The organism is Puia dinghuensis, assembly GCF_014642875.1.
Lineage (GTDB): Bacteria > Bacteroidota > Bacteroidia > Chitinophagales > Chitinophagaceae > Puia > Puia dinghuensis.
Genome location: NZ_BMJC01000001.1, coordinates 1,419,871 through 1,439,927 on the forward strand (window position 1 = coordinate 1,419,871; position 20,057 = coordinate 1,439,927).

Here is a 20,057-nt window from a genome sequence, read left to right on the forward strand (position 1 = left end):
CCACCCAGAAAAGGATAGCCCCTGAGAAAGATTTGGAAAATACTCCGTAATACATTACTGGTTTTACTACTATTACTGCTCTCAGTATGGGGTCTTATCCACCTGCCATCCGTTCAGACCTGGCTGGTTGCGCGCGTAACAAAACGGCTCTCCCACGACCTGCACACCCGCATCAGCGTTAAACACGTCAACTTCTCCCTTTTTAACAAAATGTTGCTGGACAGCACGATGGTCGAAGACAACAAGGGCGACACCCTGCTTTTCGCAGGCACCGTAAAAGTCAACATCACCGACTGGTGGTTCTTCAAAGACAAAGCCCAGCTGCAATACATCGGCCTGGAAGACGCCACCATCAAGCTTCAACGCACCACCGACTCGGTCTGGAACTACCAGTTCATCGTCAACTATTTCACCGATACCGACACCACCCTCAAAAAAGTGAAGGATACGGCCAAAGGACTACAGCTCGATCTCAAAGAGATCGAACTGGCCCGTATCCACTTTCTCAAACACGACGCCTGGCGCGGCGAGGACATGGACGTCCATCTGAAAGCCCTTAGCCTCGACGCCGACACCATCAACCTCACCGACAAAAGAGCGCGCATCCGAAGCCTCGAATTCACACAGCCCGACTTTGTTCTCGCCAATTACACCGCCAAACGGCCGCAGCAGCCCATCGATACCACCGTCCCGGTCAACGACCCGCTGCACCTGCGGCTCAACCCTGGCGGATGGGATGTCATCGCCGGCCGCGTCTCGATAAAGGATGGGTCCTTCCGCCATGAAAAGACAGAAGATACCGTCATCAACAAACACTTTGACGGCGACCATCTCTATTTCTATGAAGTAAACACGCGCTTTTCCAACCTGCGCCTCAACCGCGACACCCTCACCGCACAACTACAGCTAAGCACAAAAGAGCGCTGCGGACTGGACGTAAAAAAGCTCAATGCCCACATCAAATGGTTCCCCGAAGCCATGGAATTCGGCCGGCTCGACCTGGTGACGAACAAGAGCCACCTGCGCAACTTCTTCGCCATGCGCTTCAAGACCCTCGACGACATGGATGACTTCGTCACCAAGATCAGGATGGAAGCCCATTTCACCGACTCCGACATAGACACTGACGACATCGGCTGGTTTGCCCCCGAACTAAAGACCTGGAACAAACGAATCCGGCTTTCGGGTGATATCCAGGGGACGGTATCCGATCTCCGCGGCCGGAAAGTGGTTCTGGAAGCCGGTAAGAATACCCTTCTCAATGGAGATATCCATTTGAAGGGATTACCCAACGCCGAAAAGACCTATATCGAATTCAAGTCGAACGACTTCCGCACCACCTACGAGGATATGGCTGCCCTCGTGCCCTCCCTGCGTCATGTCGAACAGCCGCGTATCGACCACATCGCCTGGCTCCGCTTCCGGGGCGACTTCACCGGCACGTTCAGGGACTTCGTCACAAAAGGCACCGTCGAGACAAGCCTGGGCACCCTCGAAACCAACCTGGACATGAAACTACCGGCCGTGGGGCCTTCCATTTACCAAGGCACCATCACCACGGATAGCTTCCAATTAGGGTCCTTCCTCGACAATGACAACCTGGGTCGCATCGCCTTCCAGGGAAAGATCAACGGCACCGGCCTCAAGACCGGCACCCTCAGCGCCAGCCTCGATGGAATGGTCAACAGCCTCGAATTCAACGGGTATACCTACCAGCATATCCAGGTCAACGGCGCCGTCGCCAAAAAGAAGTTCAACGGCGAACTCATAGCCAGCGACCCTAATCTGGACGCTCACCTGAATGGACTCGTCGACTTCAGCCAGCAACTGCCCGTATTCAACTTTGAAGCCGAGGTTGCAAAAGCCAATCTCACCAAACTGCATTTTGTCAACCAGGAAGTGGAATTCGACGGGAAGTTCAAATGCAATTTCACCGGGAATGACATCGACAACTTCCTCGGCCACGCCAGCATTTACGACGCCTCCCTGTTCAAGAACGGCAACCGTGTCTCCTTCGACTCGCTGACGCTCGAATCCAGCATCGAAGCCAACAATAAAAAGATCGTCGTGGTCAGCAACGAATTCGACGGAGCCATCGCCGGTGAATTCTCTATCAAAGACCTCCCCGCTTCCTTCCAGACCTTTCTCAACAAATATTACCCGAGTTATATCAAACCCGCAAAGACGGAACCGGCCAACCAAAACTTCACCTTCGTCATCTCCACAAAAAAAGTGGATGAATACATAGACCTGTTTGATAAAGACCTGAAAGGCTTCAACAATTCCGTCATCGCCGGTCGTATCGATACCCGGGACAAACACCTGCTCGATCTCAATGCCGACATCCCCGCCTTCGACTACAAGAGCATCGCCTTTAACAACCTGAACCTGAAAGCAACGGGTAACCTCGACAGCCTTTCCCTGGAGACCACCATCGGCGACGTATCCATCAACGACAGCCTGCACTTTCCCAGCACGCTGATCCACCTCCGTTCGTCCAACGACCTCTCCAGCGTCCAGGTAAAGACCAGCGCCAACCAGACGCTCAACTCCGCCAACATCTCGGCACAGGTGCGCACCCAGCCCAGCGGAGTAAAGCTAACCTTCGATCCCTCTTCTTTCGATATCAACAGCAAGACCTGGATCATCGATAAAAACGGCGAACTGGCTTATTATAATAACATTCTCTATGCCGACGGGCTCAACATCCACAGCGGCGACCAGGCCATCGCCATCACTACCCATCCCTCGGGGGAAGGCAACTGGAACGATATTCATATCGATCTGAAAAAAGTGAACATCGGCGACTTTACACCTTATGTCGTCCGATCGGAAAGGCTGGAGGGATTACTGACAGGCAGCACCGACATCACCAACCCATTCGGCGATCATACGGTCCACTTCCAGGGACAGGCCGAACAGTTTCGTTTCGATAATGACTCCATCGGCCGGCTCGACCTCTCGGCAAACTACCAGAAGTCCACCGGCGTGGTTCAGACCACCCTGCACTCCGACAACAAAGACTACCATTTTGACGCAAAAGGTTTGATCAACCTCTCGGACAGCGCCGCAGGCCCCGCCGTCAACATCACGACCGATGTTGCTACGGTGAAGGTCGATATGCTGGAAAAATACCTGGGTGGCATTTTCACCAATCTCACCGGCAATGCCAGCGGAACCCTCCAGATCACCGGCGCACCCTCCCATCTCTACTACCTGGGCACCGTTCAATTAAAAGATGCTTCCCTGAAAGTAGCCTATACCCAATGCACCTATAAGATCCCGGTGGCCACCATCCGCTTTAAAAAAGATACTATCGACTTCGGTACCCTGCAGTTAAAGGACAGGCTCGGGCATACGGCCGACCTCACCCATGGCCGGCTCTTCCATCACGCCTTCGACGACCTGGGCTTCGATTTCGAAATGAATACCAACCGCCTGCTCCTGCTGGATACCAAGGCCACCGATAACAACCAGTTCTACGGCACCGTCGTCGGCAAGGCAAGAATGACCCTCACCGGCCCTGAGAACAACATGATCATGAACATCAAAGGCGAACCCACCGACAGCTCGAGCATCTATCTCCCGCCTTCCATCAGCCGGGAGAATGGGGAGGCCGATTTCATCGAGTGGCGGGTATACGGAAAAGAGATGAAGAAGGGCCTGGCAGATAAAAAAAGCTCCAACCTCCTGGTCACCCTGGACATGTACGCCAACAACTACGCTAACGTCTACATGATCCTCGACCCCCTCAGCGGGGACATCATCAAGGCCAATGGCCATGGCAACCTGGTCATGCGGGTAGGGACAACGGAAGACCTCACCCTCAACGGACGGTATGAGATCGATCGGGGGAATTACAATTTCACCTTCCAGTCTTTTATTCATAAGCCTTTTACCCTCAGTGAAGGGGTGGGCAATTATATCCAGTGGAACGGTAATCCCTACGATGCGAACATCGGCATCGCCGCCACTTTCAGGGCCGAAAACGTCCGGTTCAGCGATCTGGGCCTCAACAACGCCTCCGGCATCCAGGACGAGAATGTCAAGCGCTACCGGGGCGATATCATCGTGACAGCCAACCTGACGGGAAAACTGATGGCGCCAAACATCGCCTTCCAGATCGACCTCCCGCCCGGCAGCCCGCTCCGGAACGACCAGGATGCCTATACCCTGCTCCAGCGCATCCAGAACGACCCCAACGAACTCAACAAACAGGTGTCCTGCCTGGTCGTCCTCAATAGTTTTGTCCCCCTGTCCAACAGCACCACCACCTTCGACCCCACCTCCGCCGTAGGTAACGCGGTGGTCAACAGCATCTCCGGCGCCATTTCCAATGCCTTCTCCAAACAGGTGTCCAGCCAGCTGCAGCGCATTTTCAAGGACAAGAGCATCCGGGTGAATTTCAACACCACGTTGTACAATGGAGACTACCTTGTCATCAACAATCCCGATTTCAATAACATGAACTACAACCGCACCAACCTCAACCTCTCCGTCAGCAAGAACGTGCTCAACGAGAAGCTGACGATGACGGTCGGTAGCGCCCTGGATTGGGGGTTGACGGCACAGCAGACCCAGAATGCTTCCTTCCAGTTTCTCCCCGATATCAATGCGGAATACAAGGTCACCCCCGACGGTCGGGTTGTCCTCACCTTCTTCTACCGCGATTCGTACAACTATCTGTCCACGGGCAACCATACACAGAACAGCACCGGCACCAGTATCTCCTACCGGCGGGAATTCGATCGCATCGATGAGTTGTTTAAAAAGAAAAAGAAAAGATCCCCCATACCCGCGCCCCCAACGCCTCCCCCCACCGTCAAAAACGACACCAACTAAAAAACCCCGCGGCCGCGGGGTTTGTAATTTATTTCAATATCTCATGCCCTAATTTATCCCTCTTAGTCTGGAGATACTTCTCATTATGCGGGTTAGGGTGGATCTCTATCGGCACGGTATCGACGATCTCGAGCCCATAACCCAACAACCCGGCCCGCTTGCGCGGATTATTGCTGATCAGCCGCAGCTTGGTGATCCCCAGGTAACGCAGGATTTGCGCCCCTACCCCATAATCCCGCTTGTCCATCGGGAAACCCAGGTGAAGGTTGGCCTCCACCGTATCCATCCCCTCTTCCTGGAGCTTATAGGCCTTCAATTTGTTCAAAAGACCGATGCCCCGCCCCTCCTGGTTCATATAAAGGATAGCCCCCTGGCCCGCCGCTTCCACCAGCCGCATGGCTTCGTGCAGCTGCTCGCCACAGTCACACCGGAAGGAACCCAGGATATCCCCTGTAAAACAGGAGGAATGCACCCGAACCAGCACCGGCTCACCCGGTTGCCAGCTACCCTTGATCAGGGCCAGATGTTCATTATTCGTATTCTTTTCCCGGAAGGCAATCAGTTTAAAATGCCCGTATTTGGTAGGCATGTCCACCCTGACTATCTCTTCGATCAGCGAATCGGTCTTCAACCGGTATTCAATGAGGTCGGCTATCGAGATCACCTTCAGATCGAATTTCCGCGCAATCTCCAGCAGCTGAGGCAGCCGGGCCATCGTCCCATCTTCGTTCATGATCTCTACCAGTACACCCGCCGGCTCGAACCCGGCAAGCCGGGCCAGGTCTATCGTGGCTTCAGTATGCCCCGCCCGGCGCAGGACTCCACCGCGCTTTGCCCGCAGCGGGAAGATATGGCCGGGACGGCCGAGATCATCTTGTGTCGTTGCCGGATCGACAAGCGCCTTCACCGTTTTGGCCCGGTCGTGGGCCGAGATCCCCGTAGTACAACCATGTCCCAGCAGGTCAACACTCACCGTAAACGGAGTCTCATGAAGCGCCGTATTCTTGTGGACCATCAATTCCAGGCCAAGTTCGTCACACCGGTCTTCCACCAGCGGGGCACAGATGAGGCCCCGGCCTTCCTTGCTCATAAAATTGATGATCTCTGGGGTAACATTACGGGCTGCAGTAATGAAATCTCCTTCATTCTCACGGTCTTCATCGTCAACGACAATAACCAGCTTCCCATTTTTTACGTCTTCGATTGCGCTCTCTATACTGGACAACATCAAAAAAGGTTTAAGTACAAAATTAACAATAAAAACGGCTGAAAGTTAGAAAAGGATGCCTAAAGCCTACCCAAACACCACAGGCTACCCAGTCACCCCGGCCGGCCAACCCCAGGAAAAGCGCTCCCCCAGCGAATATTAACAAATAGTGATCGCGCAGCCTTTTCAGCCTTTCCCCTTTCTTTAGCTGTTAATGATTTCTTAATGTTGTTGTGAATACAGTCATACAAATTCTGTATTCCTTTGCACCCGCAAAACCACTTTATATGATAAGACGACTGCTATTATCAACAATCACCATTCTGTCCATGCTGTACTCCTTTGGTCAGGAAACGACTTCGGAGATCGCCGGCCTGGTTACGGATGGAAAAGCAGGCCTTGGAGGGGCTACCGTCACAGCCATCCACGGGCCTACGGGTACAGTATATACTACCACCTCCCGAAAGGACGGACGCTACAACCTACCAAATATGCGCATCGGGGGCCCTTACACGGTCACCGTCAGCTATGTCGGGTTTAAGGAGGAAAAACAGGAAAATATCTCCCTGTTGTTGGGGGAAGTCTTCAAATCGGATTTTTCCCTCGTCGCGGAGTCCAAACAACTGACGGAAGTGGTGATCACCGCCTCCCGCCAGGATAAGGTCTTCAACAACGGCCATACGGGAAGCCAGGAAGTCATCAGCCGCGCCCAGATGGACCGGCTCCCGACCCTTAGCAGGTCGTTGCAGGACTTTACCCGGCTCGACCCCAGCGCCAACGGACTCAGCTTCGGTGGCCGCAGCAGCTCCTATAACAACCTCACGGTGGACGGAGCCAATTTCAACAACGCCTTCGGCCTCTCCGGCACGCTCGGCGGACAAACCAACTCCCAGCCCATCAGCCTGGATGCCCTCGAGCAGATCCAGGTCAACGTTTCTCCCTATGACGTTCGGCAGGGCGGATTTTCCGGCGCAGGCATCAACTCCGTCACTCGCAGCGGAACCAACCAGTTCAAAGGTTCAGTTTACACGTATATAAAGAGCTCCGGCCTTCAGGGCTATAACGTGGATGGCTACCAGCTGCCCCACCAGACCTTCGATTACAATCTCTGGGGCGCTTACCTGGGTGGCGCCTTTGTTCCCAACAAGGTATTCTTCTTCGTCAGTTACGAGCAAGAGCGCAGAAAAGACCCCGCAACTACTTTCGTAGCTTCCACGGCTGGCACCCCGGCCGGCGGCAACGTTTCGGCCGCGAATTACGATACGCTCACCGCGTTGAAGAATTTTTTGGTTAAAAACTTCAACTACAATCCGGGATTCTTCCAGGGCTATTCCTACAGGACCCAAAGCGATAAGCTCACGGCAAAGATCGACTGGAACATCGGCAAGCGCAACACGTTCACGATCAAATACAACTACCTCAACTCATTAAGGGATATCGCCGCGAGCAACAGCGGTTCACCCAGCGGTGGCCGCCAGGCCAGCTCGACCGGCCTGCCCTTCAGCGGCGCTGGCTATGTCATTCATAATAATTTCAACATCTTCATCGCCGAACTCAATACCCGCTTCGGCAACGGCATTTCCAACAAGCTGCAGGTTGGCTACACCGCCCTGCGCGACTTCCGGGAAAGCCAGGGAGGATCCGATTTCCCGCTGGTGGACATCATGAACGGGTCGAACCAGTCTTATACCGCTTTCGGTTATGAGCCTTTCACCTATCACAACGTCCTGAACACAGATATCTATCAATTGTCCGACATCTTCACCCTGTATAAGGGCACCCATGAGATCACGTTCGGCACACAGGATTATTATAAGAAGTTCAAGAACGGTTTTGCCCCCAACTATGAAGGGGTCTATCGCTTCAAGACCCTGGACGATTTCTACAACAGCGTCAACACCGGCGCGGCAACCGCCATCCGCTACAACCTGCAATATTCTGCCCTTCCGGACGGCTCCTTCCCCTATGCGAAGATCGGCGTATACGAACTGGGTTTCTTTGTACAGGACAAATGGCGGGTCACCAACAACTTCACCCTCACCTATGGGTTACGCGTCGATGCCCCCATCTTCGAGAACAAATTCCAGGATAACCCCTATGCCGATGCGCTTACCTTCAGGGATGGCAAACATTACAGCACGGGACAAAAACCCAATACCAACCCCTTATTCTCGCCCCGTGTAGGCTTCAACTGGGACGTCAAAGGCGACCAGCAAACACAGGTCCGTGGCGGCGCCGGCTTCTTCTCCGGTCCTCCTCCCTTTGTATGGGTCAGCAACCAGGCCAGCAACAACGGGGTACAGTTCGGCTCCTTCGTCAAGGGTCCCCTGGGTTCTCCTGCTACCGCACCCGTCGCATTCAGCGCCGATATCAACCACTACCGGCCTACCGCAGGTGCTGCCAATACCTCGTATAACCTGGTATTCACCGATCCCGGCTTCAAATATCCCCAGGTGCTGAAGGCCAACATTGCCATCGACCAGAAGCTGCCCTGGGGCATCATCGGTACCCTGGAGTTCATGTACTCCAAGGACATCAATGCCGTCAACTTCGAGAACGTCAACCTTCCGGATACCGGCATCACCCCTTTCAAAGGAGCTGACCCCCGTTGGAGGTACAGCGCCAACCAGATCAACCGCGGACAGGGAGGTGCTACCCAAAGCAACCCCATTATCACCAACGCTATCCTGATGAAGAACTACAGCAAGGGATATGCATACACCGCTACCCTGCAATTGCAGAAGAGCTTCAGGAATGTGTATCTCAACGTCGCCTATACGTTCAGCCAGTCCCAGACCCTCAACGATGGCGGCTCCATCGCCCAATCCAACTGGAACGGCCGCCCCACCATCGGCGACCCCAATTCTCCCGAGCTGGGTTATGCCAACTTCTATCAGCCCCATCGTATCATCGCCTCGGCCTTCTATCGTAAAGAATATGCGAAGTTCTTTGCCACTTCGGCAGGCCTCATCTACGAGGCTGCACCCGCAGGCGTAGGTTCTTATACCTACAACGGCGATCCGATGAACACCAACACCGGCACCAGCAATTTCATGCTGATGTATATTCCGAACAACTCCTCGGAGATCACCCTGGTTCCCGTCGGCAACAACCCGGCCAAGGACCCCCGCACGGCCGCCCAGATCTGGTCACAGCTGGATGCTTTCATCAATTCCGACCACTACCTGAGCCAGCACCGTGGCCAGTTCGCCCAGCGTAATGCCGCCGTACTGCCCTGGTTTTCAAGAATGGACTTCAACATCACCCAGGAGATATTCTATTACACGGGCCGCACGAACAAGACCAAACATACGCTGAAGGTCAGCTTCGATATCCTCAACGTGGGCAACATGATCAGCAACAAGTGGGGCGTCTACAAGACCTTCACCCAGCTGTCACCGCTCAATTTCGAGGGAATGGCCAACGGTACTCCGACTTACTCGTTCCCCTTCCAGGTGTCTTCCAGCCAGACTCCTTACACCAATGCTTACAAGGATGATACCGGCAATCCACTGTCGCACTGGCAAGGACAGATCGGTATAAGATACTTGTTCAACTAATACTACCCGCACAAAAAACCCCGCTCACCGGCGGGGTTTTTTTTTATATCATTTATTTCCCAAATCCCCATAACAAAAATTCCGGTATCGCTCTCCTCCAGGTATCCACATCATGCCGGCCGCCGGCAATCTCATAATACCGGATATCCCGCTCCCTGTCATACCCTTTCGCCACCAGTTCCCCGATCAAATCCTGCGTATCGTCGATGGAATCGATGATCCCATTGCCATTGCGGTCTTCCTGTTCATCCTCCGTCCCGCATTCAAAAAAGAACTTCAGCCAGGGATAGTAGCTGCCTCTGCGCACTTCCGCCTGCATGATCCTGTTGGTATGCTCATCATAGGTCGCGTCAGTCGCATCCTTTGTCCGCCACCAGAAACTGCCGGAGAACAGTCCCGCCCGCGTAAATTCCTGCGGATGGCTCCAGACAATATCCATCGCACTAAGCGCTCCCAGCGAAAACCCCGCAAATGCCTTCTCCCGGAAATCAGGCGCCCTATACCTCCGGCGGATGGCCGGTATCAGTTCGTCAAAGACAAACCGCGTATACGCATCCGCCCTTGCACCCCTACCCTTGTAATCGGGAATCCCCGCCGTCCCATATTCCATTTTCCTTTCCTCGCCTGCATGGATGCCCACGCACAATAGCGGTCTCAACAACCCGCGGCCATAAAGATCGTCCAGTATCCCCGCCAGCCCAAGCCGGCCCAGGTCCTGCCCGTCATTGATCAGCAGCAGACCGGTCTGGCGCATCTCACAGGCTTCACCCGGCAAATAAAAATCCACCATCACATTTCGGTTCAGCTGCCCCGATCGCAACAACAAGCTCTCCTGCCTGATATTCGTGCTCTTTTCTATCGACATAGCGCCAAAAATAGTATATTTAATCATAAATGGACCTTGACGAAGAATATCACAAATGGCATTCACCGGTCATCGGCCGGGATTTCGAAATGCTCGTTTTCGGGAAGGGAGGTTATCCCATCATCATCTTCCCAACTTCCCGTGGCAGTTATTATCAGAACAAAGACCAGGGCCTCATCGAGACCGCCCGCTGGTTCCTCGAGAACGGGAAAGTAAAGATCTACTGCCCCGATAGCCTCGATGCAGAGACCTGGTATGACAAGTCCGTGTCCCCGGCCGAAAGGGCTCGGCGGCATACCTTCTACGACCGCCTCATACTGGAAGAAATTGTATCCCGCGCTATGCACGAGACCGGACACACTCGCATCGCCGTAGCCGGTTGCAGCTTTGGCGGCTATCATTCCGCCAACTTCGCCTTCCGCCACCCCGGTATCACCGGCTATTGCTTTTCCATGAGCGGCGTTTTCGACATCCGATCCTTCACGGATGGCTATTACGATGACAACGTCTATTTCAACAACCCCGTCGACTTTATCCCGGGCGCATCCGATGCCGCCCTCTGGCAAATGGGCATCGTGCTTGGAACAGCCGAGCATGACATCTGCCGGGGACAAAATGAATGGATGAGCCGCCTGCTCGCCGCCAAATCTATACCCCACTGGCTGGACATCCGCGCCGGCCGCGACCACGACTGGCCCGTATGGAAAGAAATGTTCCCGCATTACCTGTCCATGCTGCCGGGAGCCACACCCTAAACCCCATCATCACCGCACAAAAAATTGAATTGTATGAACTCCTACAAAAAAATCGGCATCCTTTACGGTCGCGAAAGAAGCTTTCCGATGGCATTCATCGAGGCCGTCAACAGAAAAAATATCGCGGGAATCACCGCGGAGCCCGTTCGCATCGACAAGGTCATCCAGGGCGAGAACAGCGGCTATGCCGTCATCATCGACCGCATCTCCCAGGACGTCCCTTTCTACCGGGCCTATCTGAAAAATGCAGCTCTCTGTGGGACAGCTGTCATCAACAACCCCTTCTGGTGGAGCGCCGATGAGAAGTTCTTCAACAACTGTCTCGCCACCCGCATCGGCATCCCGGTACCCAAAACCGTCATCCTCCCTTCCCGTGAACTGCCCCCGGACACCAGCGACCAGTCTTTCTCCAATCTCGCCTTCCCGCTGGACTGGCAAAGCATATTCGATTACGTCGGCTTTCCAGCCTATATGAAACCCTTTGCCGGCGGTGGCTGGAAGAATGTTTACAAACTCCACAACGCCGAGGAGTTTTACCAGAAGCATGGTGAAACAGGCCAACTCGTTATGCTGCTACAAGAAGAGATCGTTTTTTCCGAATACTACCGCTGTTATTGCATCGGCGGGAAATACGTCCGCATCATGCCTTACGAACCACGCAACCCCCATCACCTCCGCTACAACGCCGACTTCAACCCCTCCGCGGAAAGATTGCAGGAAATGGAAGAGATCGTCCTGCGCATCAACGCCTGGCTGGGTTATGATTTCAATACGGTAGAGCTGGCCGTCCGCGACGGCATCCCCTATGCCATCGACTTCTGCAACCCGGCGCCGGACGCCGAGAAGACCAGCGTAGGCGAGGACAACTTCAATTGGGTAGTGGATACCGCTGCCGACTACGCCATCGAACGGGCGCTTAACCACCAGGATGACGGCGACAACCTCACCTGGGGAAAATACCTCCAGCAGGCGACAGCACACAGATCACTGGCCGTCCTATAAATTTTTTTTTCATAATCCTTTTTCAACTAATTTTATTAGCATAACAATAATTCAAACCTTACTTCTATGTTGACGATCTATAACCATGAAGAAGACCGCTACCAGCAGGTAGAGGAGCCGGACCCTTCACTAACCTATACCTATGCCGACTACTACCGGTGGAGATTCCTCGAAAGGCTCGAACTGCTGCGGGGCAAGATATTCAAGCTCGCCGCCGCCAACACCATCCACCAGCGCCTCGCCCTTAAATTGGCGGTCAGTCTATATGGTCACCTCAAGGGATGCCCCTGCGAAGCCTTCATCGCGCCCTTCGATGTCCGGCTGCCGGTAAAGAATCGCAAGAGAGACGATCAGGTCACCACCGTCGTACAACCGGATGTCTGCGTCGTCTGCGACCCCCAAAAGGTCGACAGCCGCGGCGTTTGCGGAGCCCCCGATCTCATTATCGAGATACTCTCCCCCAGCAATTCTCAATATGACGTTTGCGATAAGTACGACGTTTACCAGGAATCCGGCGTCAGGGAATACTGGGTCGTCAGCCCCATGCAGGAAAACGTCATGGTGTCCCTGCTCCAGGCCGATGGGAAATATGACGCCTCTACCATCCATAAACCTGGTGATACCTTGCACGCCACGGCCGTGCCCGGCTTCTCGCTCGACATCCGGCAACTCTTTACTCAATAACCCCCTTACAAATGGCTGAGATCAACTACCGCAACTTCACATTAGGCATCGAAGAAGAATATATGGTCATCGATCCGTCGACCCGTGAACTCAAAAGCCACGAACAAAAGATCGTAACCGAAGGACAGAAGGTCATCCGTGACAAGGTAAAGGCGGAAATGCACCAGGCCGTAGTGGAAGTAGGCACCGACATCTGCCAGGATATCAGCGAAGCACGCAAAGACGTCTCCACCCTGCGCAGGACCATCGCCCGCATTGCCGGCGACCTCGGACTTTGTGTCGGCGCTGCCGGGACTCATCCTTTTAGTCATTGGGAAGGTCAACTGATCACTGAACATGCTCGCTACAGCGAAATTGTGAACGAACTCCAGGAGGCAGCGCGAAGCAATCTCATCTTTGGCCTCCACGTCCACGTCGGCATGGAAAGCCGCGAAATGGCCAACCACATCGCCAATTCCACCCGCTACTTCCTCCCTCACATCTATGCTCTCAGCACAAATTCCCCCTTCTGGGAAGGAAGACAGACAGGATATAAATCCTACCGGACAAAAGTATTCGATAAATTCCCCCGCACCGGCATTCCCGAATACTTTGAAAGCATCGAGGCCTATGACAACTTTGTAAAGCTGCTGGTAAAGACGAATTGCATCGACAACGCAAAAAAGATCTGGTGGGATCTGCGCGTCCACCCTTTCTTCAACACGGTGGAATTCCGCATCTGTGACGTACCGATGACCGTGGACGAGACCATCTGCATTGCAGCTCTCTTCCAGGCCGTATGTGTAAAGATATACAAGCTGCGCTTGGCCAACATGAACTATATCCAGTATTCCCGCGCCCTCATCAACGAGAATAAATGGCGGGCCAGCCGCTATGGCATCGACGGCTACCTCATCGACTTCGGAAAAGAAGAGGAAGTGAATACCCGTGCACTGATCTATGAATTGCTGAACTTCGTCGACGACGTCGTCGACCACCTCGGAAGCCGCCAGGCTACGCATTTTGCCGAGACGATCCTGAATACAGGCACCGGCGCCGACCGGCAGCTCAAGGTCTACCAGGAATCGGGCGGGCAATTAGTCCCCGTCGTAGACTATATCCGCGACCAGTTCCTCGCCGGGATATAACTACTTCATATCCGTAGCCGTCAACCCCGAATTCACCTTCACCGACTGCACGGTCATATTGAGCTCGACCTCGCCCTGGTTGTCATCTATATGCCAGGGAAATTTGATCCCGTCCACCTCCCGGTAGTCGCCATAGTCGGTAGTAGTTGACCCCTGGCCCGTACTCCTCACTTCCCTGATACGCAATCCGCTCTCGACGGCATAATAAAACAGGTTGACATGACCGGAAGGCGTCGTCACCTTCAATTCATATGCCTCCGTACCTTCGAGATTCTTGATGCTCGTCAGTTCGGTCTTAAAACCTTCCTTTGAAAAATTCAGTTCAGGAAAAGCGCCGGCATTTTCCCTGATATCCTTCTTTGTGGCCTCATCGAGCGGCGGAACCTGACCCATCTGCGAAAGCGTGACGCTGTCCTTGCTCACCACCAGGTGCACCGCATGCATCTTCATATCCGGCAGCTCGATATCGAGTACTTCGCCATCCGGCTGCAGGTATTTCCTGGTCTCGATCACCTGCTGTCCCTGCACATTCGCCTTGGCGATGACAAGCAGGTCTTTCACCCCCATCACCTTGTCCTTACCGCCGATGGCGGCAAAATACTTGTCGATCACCGTAGTAGCCGATACCCCGGGCGGTACGGGCTTTTCCGCAGCCTCACCCGTCCAGGTATTATTGTTGGGGTTGATATCCGGGAAATCGTGCGCCGCATCGATAACAATACTCTTTATCTTCGAAGTGCTCGGATAGGCAAAAGCCTTCGTCGGGCCATGTTGCCAGATCTCCACCGGCAGGGTCAGCGTATCGGTCTTCCCATTCTCCTGCTGGATGACCATCACCACCGGCATGGCCATCTCTTCCAGGTTCTCGATCGTAATAATAGCCCCCTTGGAAGCGTCGCTTTCTACATACTTCACCTCTTTGACACCCTGATCCAGCTTCCAGTTGTGCAGGATCCATCCCCGCCAGAACCAGCCCAGGTCTTCACCGCCTGCATTCTCCATGCAACGGAAGAAATCCCATGGGGTGGGATGTTTAAAAGCCCAGCGCCGGATATAGGTACGGAAAGCATAATCAAAGCGCTTCTCCCCCAGGACATACTTCCGCAGCAGATTGAGCGCCATGGCAGGCTTGGCATAGGCCGCCGACCCCAGGTTATAGGCTTGTATGACATCGGGGATCGTGAAAATGGCCTCGCTCCGATCGTTGAACATATACTGCCCCATCTTTTGCGCATCCTGCTTATGATAGAACTCTCCCTTGTTGAAGACCCTGGTGTCTACATCATTGATAAAGGTGTTGAAGCCTTCATCCATCCAGGCATACTTGCGTTCGTTGGAGCCGACGATCATCGGGAACCAGTTGTGGCCAAACTCGTGGTTGGTCACATCCCATAACCCGCTGCCGCGTTCGCCCCTCCCACAGAAGACGATGCCCGGATATTCCATCCCCGCAACATTGCCGGCCACGTTGGTGGCGACAGGATAAGTGAAGGGATACCATTCTGTCGAATACAGCTCGATACAGCCTTTTACAAATTCCGTGCTCCGGCCCCAGGCAGCCTCACCCGCAGACTCTGCCGGATAGACAGATTGGGCCAACGCCTTCTTCCCCTCGGGGAGATTGATCCGCGCCGCATCCCAGATAAAGGCCTTGGAAGCACCCCAGGCCACATCCCGCGTCCGGTCACACCGGAAATGCCAGGTCAGCGAAGCCTTTGACAACCGGGTCTTCCCTTCCGCCACCTCTTCGGCAGTACGAATAAATACTGCTTTATCGCTGGTCCTGGCCTTCGCCAGCCGGCTTTGCTCAGTCGGGGTAAGCACTTCGGCAGGATTCAACAATTCCCCGGACCCCACCACCACAAGATTGGAAGGCGCCGTCACCGTATAATCGATATTGCCATATTCCAGGTAAAATTCTCCCTGGCCAAGATAAGGTAGCACATTCCAGCCGGTGACATCGTCATACACTTCCATCCGGGGATACCATTGCGCTATTTCGTAGATCCAGCCGTTTTTCGTCAACTGCCGGCCCATCCTGTCCGTACCATATTCCGGGATGTCAAAGGAATAGTCGATCCTCAACCGGATGACCCCACCCGCTGCCTTCACCGCCTGCGGCAGCCTTATCTGCATCCGGGTATCACTGACAAGCCAGTCGGCTTTTTCTTCCCGCCCGTCTATGAGCACCACCACCTTGCGGATGACATCCCCTTCCGTGAATTTCCGGTTCGACCACCGGCCACCCGTCACCGGATTGACACTCTCCCCCCGGGAATCCTGCCGGTAGATATTCTGGTCCACCTGCAGCCAGAGATAGGACAATGCATCAGGACTGTTGTTCGTATAGGTAATGGTAACATCCCCCTTCAACGAATGACTGCCGGTATCCAGCACCGTATGGATCGAGTAATCCGCACGGTTGCTCCAGTACTTTTCACCCGGCGCACCACCGGCGCTTCTGTAGACCGTCCCATCGTTAGGATAGAAGAGCGGGTCGAATGCTTTGTGCTGATCGAACTTCGACTGCGCGAATAGCGCCGTTGCGGAAACGGCAAGCAATATGGTAAGTAGTGTGATTCTCATATACTAAAGATAAAAAAAACCCCGCGCGAATGCGCGGGGTTCGTATAAAATCATATCAAAAAAAATCTATTTCGCCCCGGTGCTGTCTTTGACCCTGACCGACCAGTCGGCCGGCGGTTTTATCGTCGAATCATACGGTGGGATATAGATGCCCTTATTCCGCATCTCCGCCTCCGTTATATCCGGCAGCTGCCCCGCAACCGCCTTGTCATACACGATCTTACCCGCTGCCAGCGCATCTTCCTTTGTGCGAAAGACCCGGAAACCACTCACCGCCGGAACATAATCCTGGTGGCACCAGGGATGTCCATCCTGCAGTATATCGTATCCCCAGCCGCTTCCCACTGGTATGGCCTTCAGCTCCAGGTAGACATGATCCTTGCGGAATTGACTGCGCTTGTAGAAGCCGTAGGTGAAGGTTCCAATGATCACCAACACCATCAGGATGGAAAGACCCCATTTACCCAGAAAAGTCTTTTGCGACGACAAAGCCATTAGTCGTACTGATTATAAACCTGGAGGGGGAAGAACTCACGCATATCCTGGAAGGCGCCCTGGTTGCCCTGGCTTACACCCGTGCCGACAAAACCCCGGCCATCGATGGTAAAACCAACAGCTCCGATGCGGGGTGCACCTTCATAAGGCGTTTTCTCCGTCCAGAGGTCGGTGGGAAAATCATACTCCCAGGTGTAGCCAATAGCCGTACCGTTCTGTCCGAGAGTAACATAGGCTTTGTCGGTTTGGTTATTGCCGCTGCTGGCAAGAACAGTGAACCCTACGCCATACTTGCGGACGATGTTGGTATAGCCGTCGTCATAGGTGGCAGGGCTGGTATTGAAAATATCCCGCAACTGGCTCCAGCAATGCAAAGTATCAGTTTCTGCTTTATGCGGGTCGAATACCCAGAAATCATAGGCGTAGTTATTGGAAGCGTGGGTGCTGCCGGGAGTATAACCGGCACAGATATAACCCTTGTTCTGGTAAACCCAGGTGGTCGCGCCGCTGCGGGGGTTACCTTGAAGGAAAGGTTTCTGACTCCAGTGGCCCGTGTTAGGACTGTATTTCCAAACATCGAGGAAGTAGTTGTAGTTGTCCGTCCCGGTAAGTACATAGCCCACCGAGTCGAAACCCCAGGCCGCAGCATCCAGGCGGGGATAGCTGCCGTAATGGTCATGGATGGAATCTATCTGGAGCCAGGCGTTGGTTGTCGGGTTGTACGAATAGAAGTCCGCCAGCGGGGTAAAGCCATCATTACCCACGCCCGTACCGACAAAAGCAATTCCGCTTATTACAAAAGCAACAGCGTTGCTGCGGGCAGGCCCGGTAAAATCCGCCGATTTAGACCATGTTCCATTCGTACTATCATAATAGGTAGGAGAAGGAAGCGGATTCGGCAGCGGCGTAGGATTATATTTAAAAAAGGTGGTAAGCCGTTGATTGGGGTATTGCGGATTGATCCCCGTTCCGACCCAGGCGGAATGGTTGATGACAAAAGAAACCCCAAACCCCATAACGCTTCCGGGGAAAGTGGCCCGGCCCACCCAGTTGCCATTTTGTGTATAGTTGATGCTAGCTTTGGTGCAGGAAAACAGGATACCTAGTAACATTAACGTGAACAAAGTAATGTTGATCCGCTTCATATTAATTTTGATATTTTGCGCTAAAGTATTGGAAGTCGACATAGCAAATTCGTTAAAATGTATTTTTGACTGAATTTAATAGACAAAACGGTCGATTTCATATACAAAGAAAGATGCCGGGATTGTTTTCCAAACTTTTATGGGCTATGGAGCGTTTTACATTGGTAGATAAAAAAGGCCGGTTGGTCGTTTTTTTAATATCTTTGATACATACTAACAAAATAGTAACAACTACCGCCCCTAATATTGCACAAATTCGCTAAAAAGACGCAACTTGCGCCCCTGTAACTCGTTTTGGCCTTTGGATCGATCAAGAAAACCAGCATGACTATACATAAATACCTGCGAAAAGAACTGCTTTTTCTTTTGTCCTCTTCCCTATTGGCCTTATTCCTCCTTTCCGGTTGCCAAAAACAACCCGATCTGCTGTTCGGCAACCAATATACCAATCTCAACAGCGGCGCCAACATCGTTCTCGTCGATACTTCCAGCGTCATAGTGTCAACGGTGCTGGTGGATTCCGCCGCCACTGCCTCCACCGGCTATCTCATGGTCGGCAATTATAATGACGCCTACCTGGGTAAGGTGATGACGCGTTCGTACCTGCAGGTGGCTCCGCCGTCCTCAACCGGCCTTCCGAGCCTCGATCCAAGGATCGACACCTACGACTCCATCGGTTTGGTCCTGTTCGCCAAAACGGGCAATCCTTATTATGGTGACACCACCCTTTTTCAGAAATATGCGGTCAGCCAGGTAGATACGCTCTGGCAGCTCGCCCCAAACCAAAACGGCTGGTACAGCAACGATAGCCTGCCCCTGGGACCCCAGCTCGGCTCCACAGTTGTTCGCATCTTCCCCAACCTGACCACCAGCAATGGCTATAGCTCCAATACCAGCCAATTCACAGGCGACACCGTCCGCATCCGCATGAATCAAAACCTGGGCCAGCAGATCTATAATATGGTCTATAATAAGTCGGATACAATAATCAATAATGCGAAATGGCTCCGATGGTTCCACGGCCTCTGCCTCTTCCCGGATTCAAATGTCAACTTCATTTATGGTTTTAAAGACAGCGCCGTCATGCGCGTCTACTACCGGGAAAATGGCGTTACCAGCACCGAAAAATCCATCGATTTTAACATCACCGATAAAAGTTTCCAGTTCAACAATATCCAAACCGCTTATAATTCCAAACAAACCACCCTCACCGGCAAGCCTATCGACAATCTGATCAAGCCGACCCAAAATCCGCAGGTTCCACCGGCCACCGTGTCAACCAAGGTCGGCAATGCCGGCTATGTACAAACCATCGGCGGGCTGAATGTCAAGCTCACCTTCCCCTACCTGAATGCGATAGCCTTACGCCCGGATTATCTCAGCACGCTAAGGGCTATCCTCACCGTAAGACCCATACCCGGCAGCTTTTCCACCATCTGGCGGTTGCCGCCACAGGTAGGTATCTACTATACCGATCAGACCAACCTGTTGGGTATCCCCCTGTCCGCCTCCGGTGTAGCGGGCTCCCAGACCGGCAACCTGGTGCTGGATTACTTCCACCCGCTGAACACGGTTTACACCTATGACGTCACCAATTTTGTCAAAGCGTATCTTCTCAATCCAAACCCCACCACCGCGTCTCAGATAGGGTTGATGCTCAGTGTACCGGCCCCGAACAATGTCTCCGCCTTCAACCGGCTGATCATTGCCGACCAAAGCTACCCCGTCGACCAGCGGATCACGCTGAACGTGTACTATATTTCGCTCTACAACCATCAATAAATACATG

General features: G+C 53.4%; 12 protein-coding genes. 7 read left to right on the forward strand and 5 right to left on the reverse strand.

The features are described 5' to 3' along the window. Positions 1-210: 210 nt before the first annotated feature. Positions 211-4,842, forward strand: coding sequence for a translocation/assembly module TamB domain-containing protein (locus IEY39_RS05575; protein ID WP_188929323.1), 4,632 nt, complete (start codon positions 211-213; stop codon positions 4,840-4,842). Positions 4,843-4,870: 28 nt separating this feature from the next. Here IEY39_RS05575 and IEY39_RS05580 read toward each other — a convergent pair whose 3' ends face one another. Beyond that, positions 4,871-6,070, reverse strand: coding sequence for a bifunctional 3,4-dihydroxy-2-butanone-4-phosphate synthase/GTP cyclohydrolase II (locus IEY39_RS05580; RefSeq protein WP_188929326.1), 1,200 nt, complete (start codon positions 6,068-6,070; stop codon positions 4,871-4,873). 266 nt (positions 6,071-6,336) lie between these two features. On the opposite strand from IEY39_RS05580, the gene IEY39_RS05585 reads away from it, so the two are divergent. After that, positions 6,337-9,609, forward strand: a complete 3,273-nt coding sequence (locus tag IEY39_RS05585; protein ID WP_188929328.1) for a TonB-dependent receptor — start codon at positions 6,337-6,339, stop codon at positions 9,607-9,609. A 52-nt stretch (positions 9,610-9,661) separates the two neighbouring features. Here the strand turns inward: IEY39_RS05585 and IEY39_RS05590 are convergent, their stop codons facing one another. After that, positions 9,662-10,474 carry an alpha/beta hydrolase gene (locus IEY39_RS05590; RefSeq protein ID WP_188929329.1) on the reverse strand — a complete coding sequence of 271 codons (813 nt, stop codon included), beginning with the start codon at positions 10,472-10,474 and terminating at the stop codon, positions 9,662-9,664. A 29-nt stretch (positions 10,475-10,503) separates the two neighbouring features. Here IEY39_RS05590 and IEY39_RS05595 point away from each other — a divergent pair, with 29 nt between their 5' ends. The 4 genes from IEY39_RS05595 (at position 10,504) to IEY39_RS05610 (ending at position 14,042) form a co-directional block, all read left to right on the forward strand. After that, positions 10,504-11,229, forward strand: coding sequence for an esterase family protein (locus IEY39_RS05595; protein WP_188929330.1), 726 nt, complete (start codon positions 10,504-10,506; stop codon positions 11,227-11,229). A gap of 33 nt (positions 11,230-11,262) precedes the next feature. Then, positions 11,263-12,231, forward strand: a complete 969-nt coding sequence (locus IEY39_RS05600; RefSeq protein WP_188929331.1) for an ATP-grasp domain-containing protein — start codon at positions 11,263-11,265, stop codon at positions 12,229-12,231. A 66-nt stretch (positions 12,232-12,297) separates the two neighbouring features. After that, the gene (locus tag IEY39_RS05605; RefSeq protein WP_188929332.1) at positions 12,298-12,915 is read left to right on the forward strand and encodes a Uma2 family endonuclease; all 618 of its coding nucleotides are present in this window, start codon (positions 12,298-12,300) and stop codon (positions 12,913-12,915) included. Positions 12,916-12,926: 11 nt separating this feature from the next. Further along, a complete protein-coding gene (locus IEY39_RS05610; protein WP_188929334.1) occupies positions 12,927-14,042 on the forward strand; it encodes a carboxylate-amine ligase in 1,116 nt (371 codons plus the stop codon). Here the strand turns inward: IEY39_RS05610 and IEY39_RS05615 are convergent, their stop codons facing one another. From IEY39_RS05615 to IEY39_RS05625, 3 genes are all read right to left on the reverse strand, one after another. Next, on the reverse strand, positions 14,043-16,628 hold the full coding sequence (locus tag IEY39_RS05615; RefSeq protein ID WP_188929336.1) for a M1 family metallopeptidase: 2,586 nt from the start codon (positions 16,626-16,628) through the stop codon (positions 14,043-14,045). 66 nt (positions 16,629-16,694) lie between these two features. Further along, entirely contained in the window at positions 16,695-17,123 is a 429-nt protein-coding gene (locus tag IEY39_RS05620; RefSeq protein WP_188929338.1) for a DUF4907 domain-containing protein, read from the reverse strand. Next, on the reverse strand, positions 17,123-18,268 hold the full coding sequence (locus tag IEY39_RS05625; protein WP_188929340.1) for a Kelch repeat-containing protein: 1,146 nt from the start codon (positions 18,266-18,268) through the stop codon (positions 17,123-17,125). The genes IEY39_RS05620 and IEY39_RS05625 overlap by 1 nt, the downstream gene beginning before the upstream one ends. A 324-nt stretch (positions 18,269-18,592) precedes the next feature. On the opposite strand from IEY39_RS05625, the gene IEY39_RS05630 reads away from it, so the two are divergent. Beyond that, positions 18,593-20,050, forward strand: coding sequence for a DUF4270 family protein (locus IEY39_RS05630; protein WP_188929341.1), 1,458 nt, complete (start codon positions 18,593-18,595; stop codon positions 20,048-20,050). Positions 20,051-20,057 lie beyond the last annotated feature (7 nt).

Coding starts and splice junctions, on each gene's coding strand:
- IEY39_RS05615 (WP_188929336.1), bottom strand. CDS start 16,628: ATGAGAATCACACTACTTACCATATTGCTTGCCGTTTCCGCAACGGCG.
- IEY39_RS05585 (WP_188929328.1), top strand. CDS start 6,337: ATGATAAGACGACTGCTATTATCAACAATCACCATTCTGTCCATGCTG.
- IEY39_RS05625 (WP_188929340.1), bottom strand. CDS start 18,268: ATGAAGCGGATCAACATTACTTTGTTCACGTTAATGTTACTAGGTATC.
- IEY39_RS05630 (WP_188929341.1), top strand. CDS start 18,593: ATGACTATACATAAATACCTGCGAAAAGAACTGCTTTTTCTTTTGTCC.
- IEY39_RS05595 (WP_188929330.1), top strand. CDS start 10,504: ATGGACCTTGACGAAGAATATCACAAATGGCATTCACCGGTCATCGGC.
- IEY39_RS05590 (WP_188929329.1), bottom strand. CDS start 10,474: ATGTCGATAGAAAAGAGCACGAATATCAGGCAGGAGAGCTTGTTGTTG.
- IEY39_RS05620 (WP_188929338.1), bottom strand. CDS start 17,123: ATGGCTTTGTCGTCGCAAAAGACTTTTCTGGGTAAATGGGGTCTTTCC.
- IEY39_RS05605 (WP_188929332.1), top strand. CDS start 12,298: ATGTTGACGATCTATAACCATGAAGAAGACCGCTACCAGCAGGTAGAG.
- IEY39_RS05610 (WP_188929334.1), top strand. CDS start 12,927: ATGGCTGAGATCAACTACCGCAACTTCACATTAGGCATCGAAGAAGAA.
- IEY39_RS05600 (WP_188929331.1), top strand. CDS start 11,263: ATGAACTCCTACAAAAAAATCGGCATCCTTTACGGTCGCGAAAGAAGC.
- IEY39_RS05575 (WP_188929323.1), top strand. CDS start 211: ATGTTGCTGGACAGCACGATGGTCGAAGACAACAAGGGCGACACCCTG.
- IEY39_RS05580 (WP_188929326.1), bottom strand. CDS start 6,070: ATGTTGTCCAGTATAGAGAGCGCAATCGAAGACGTAAAAAATGGGAAG.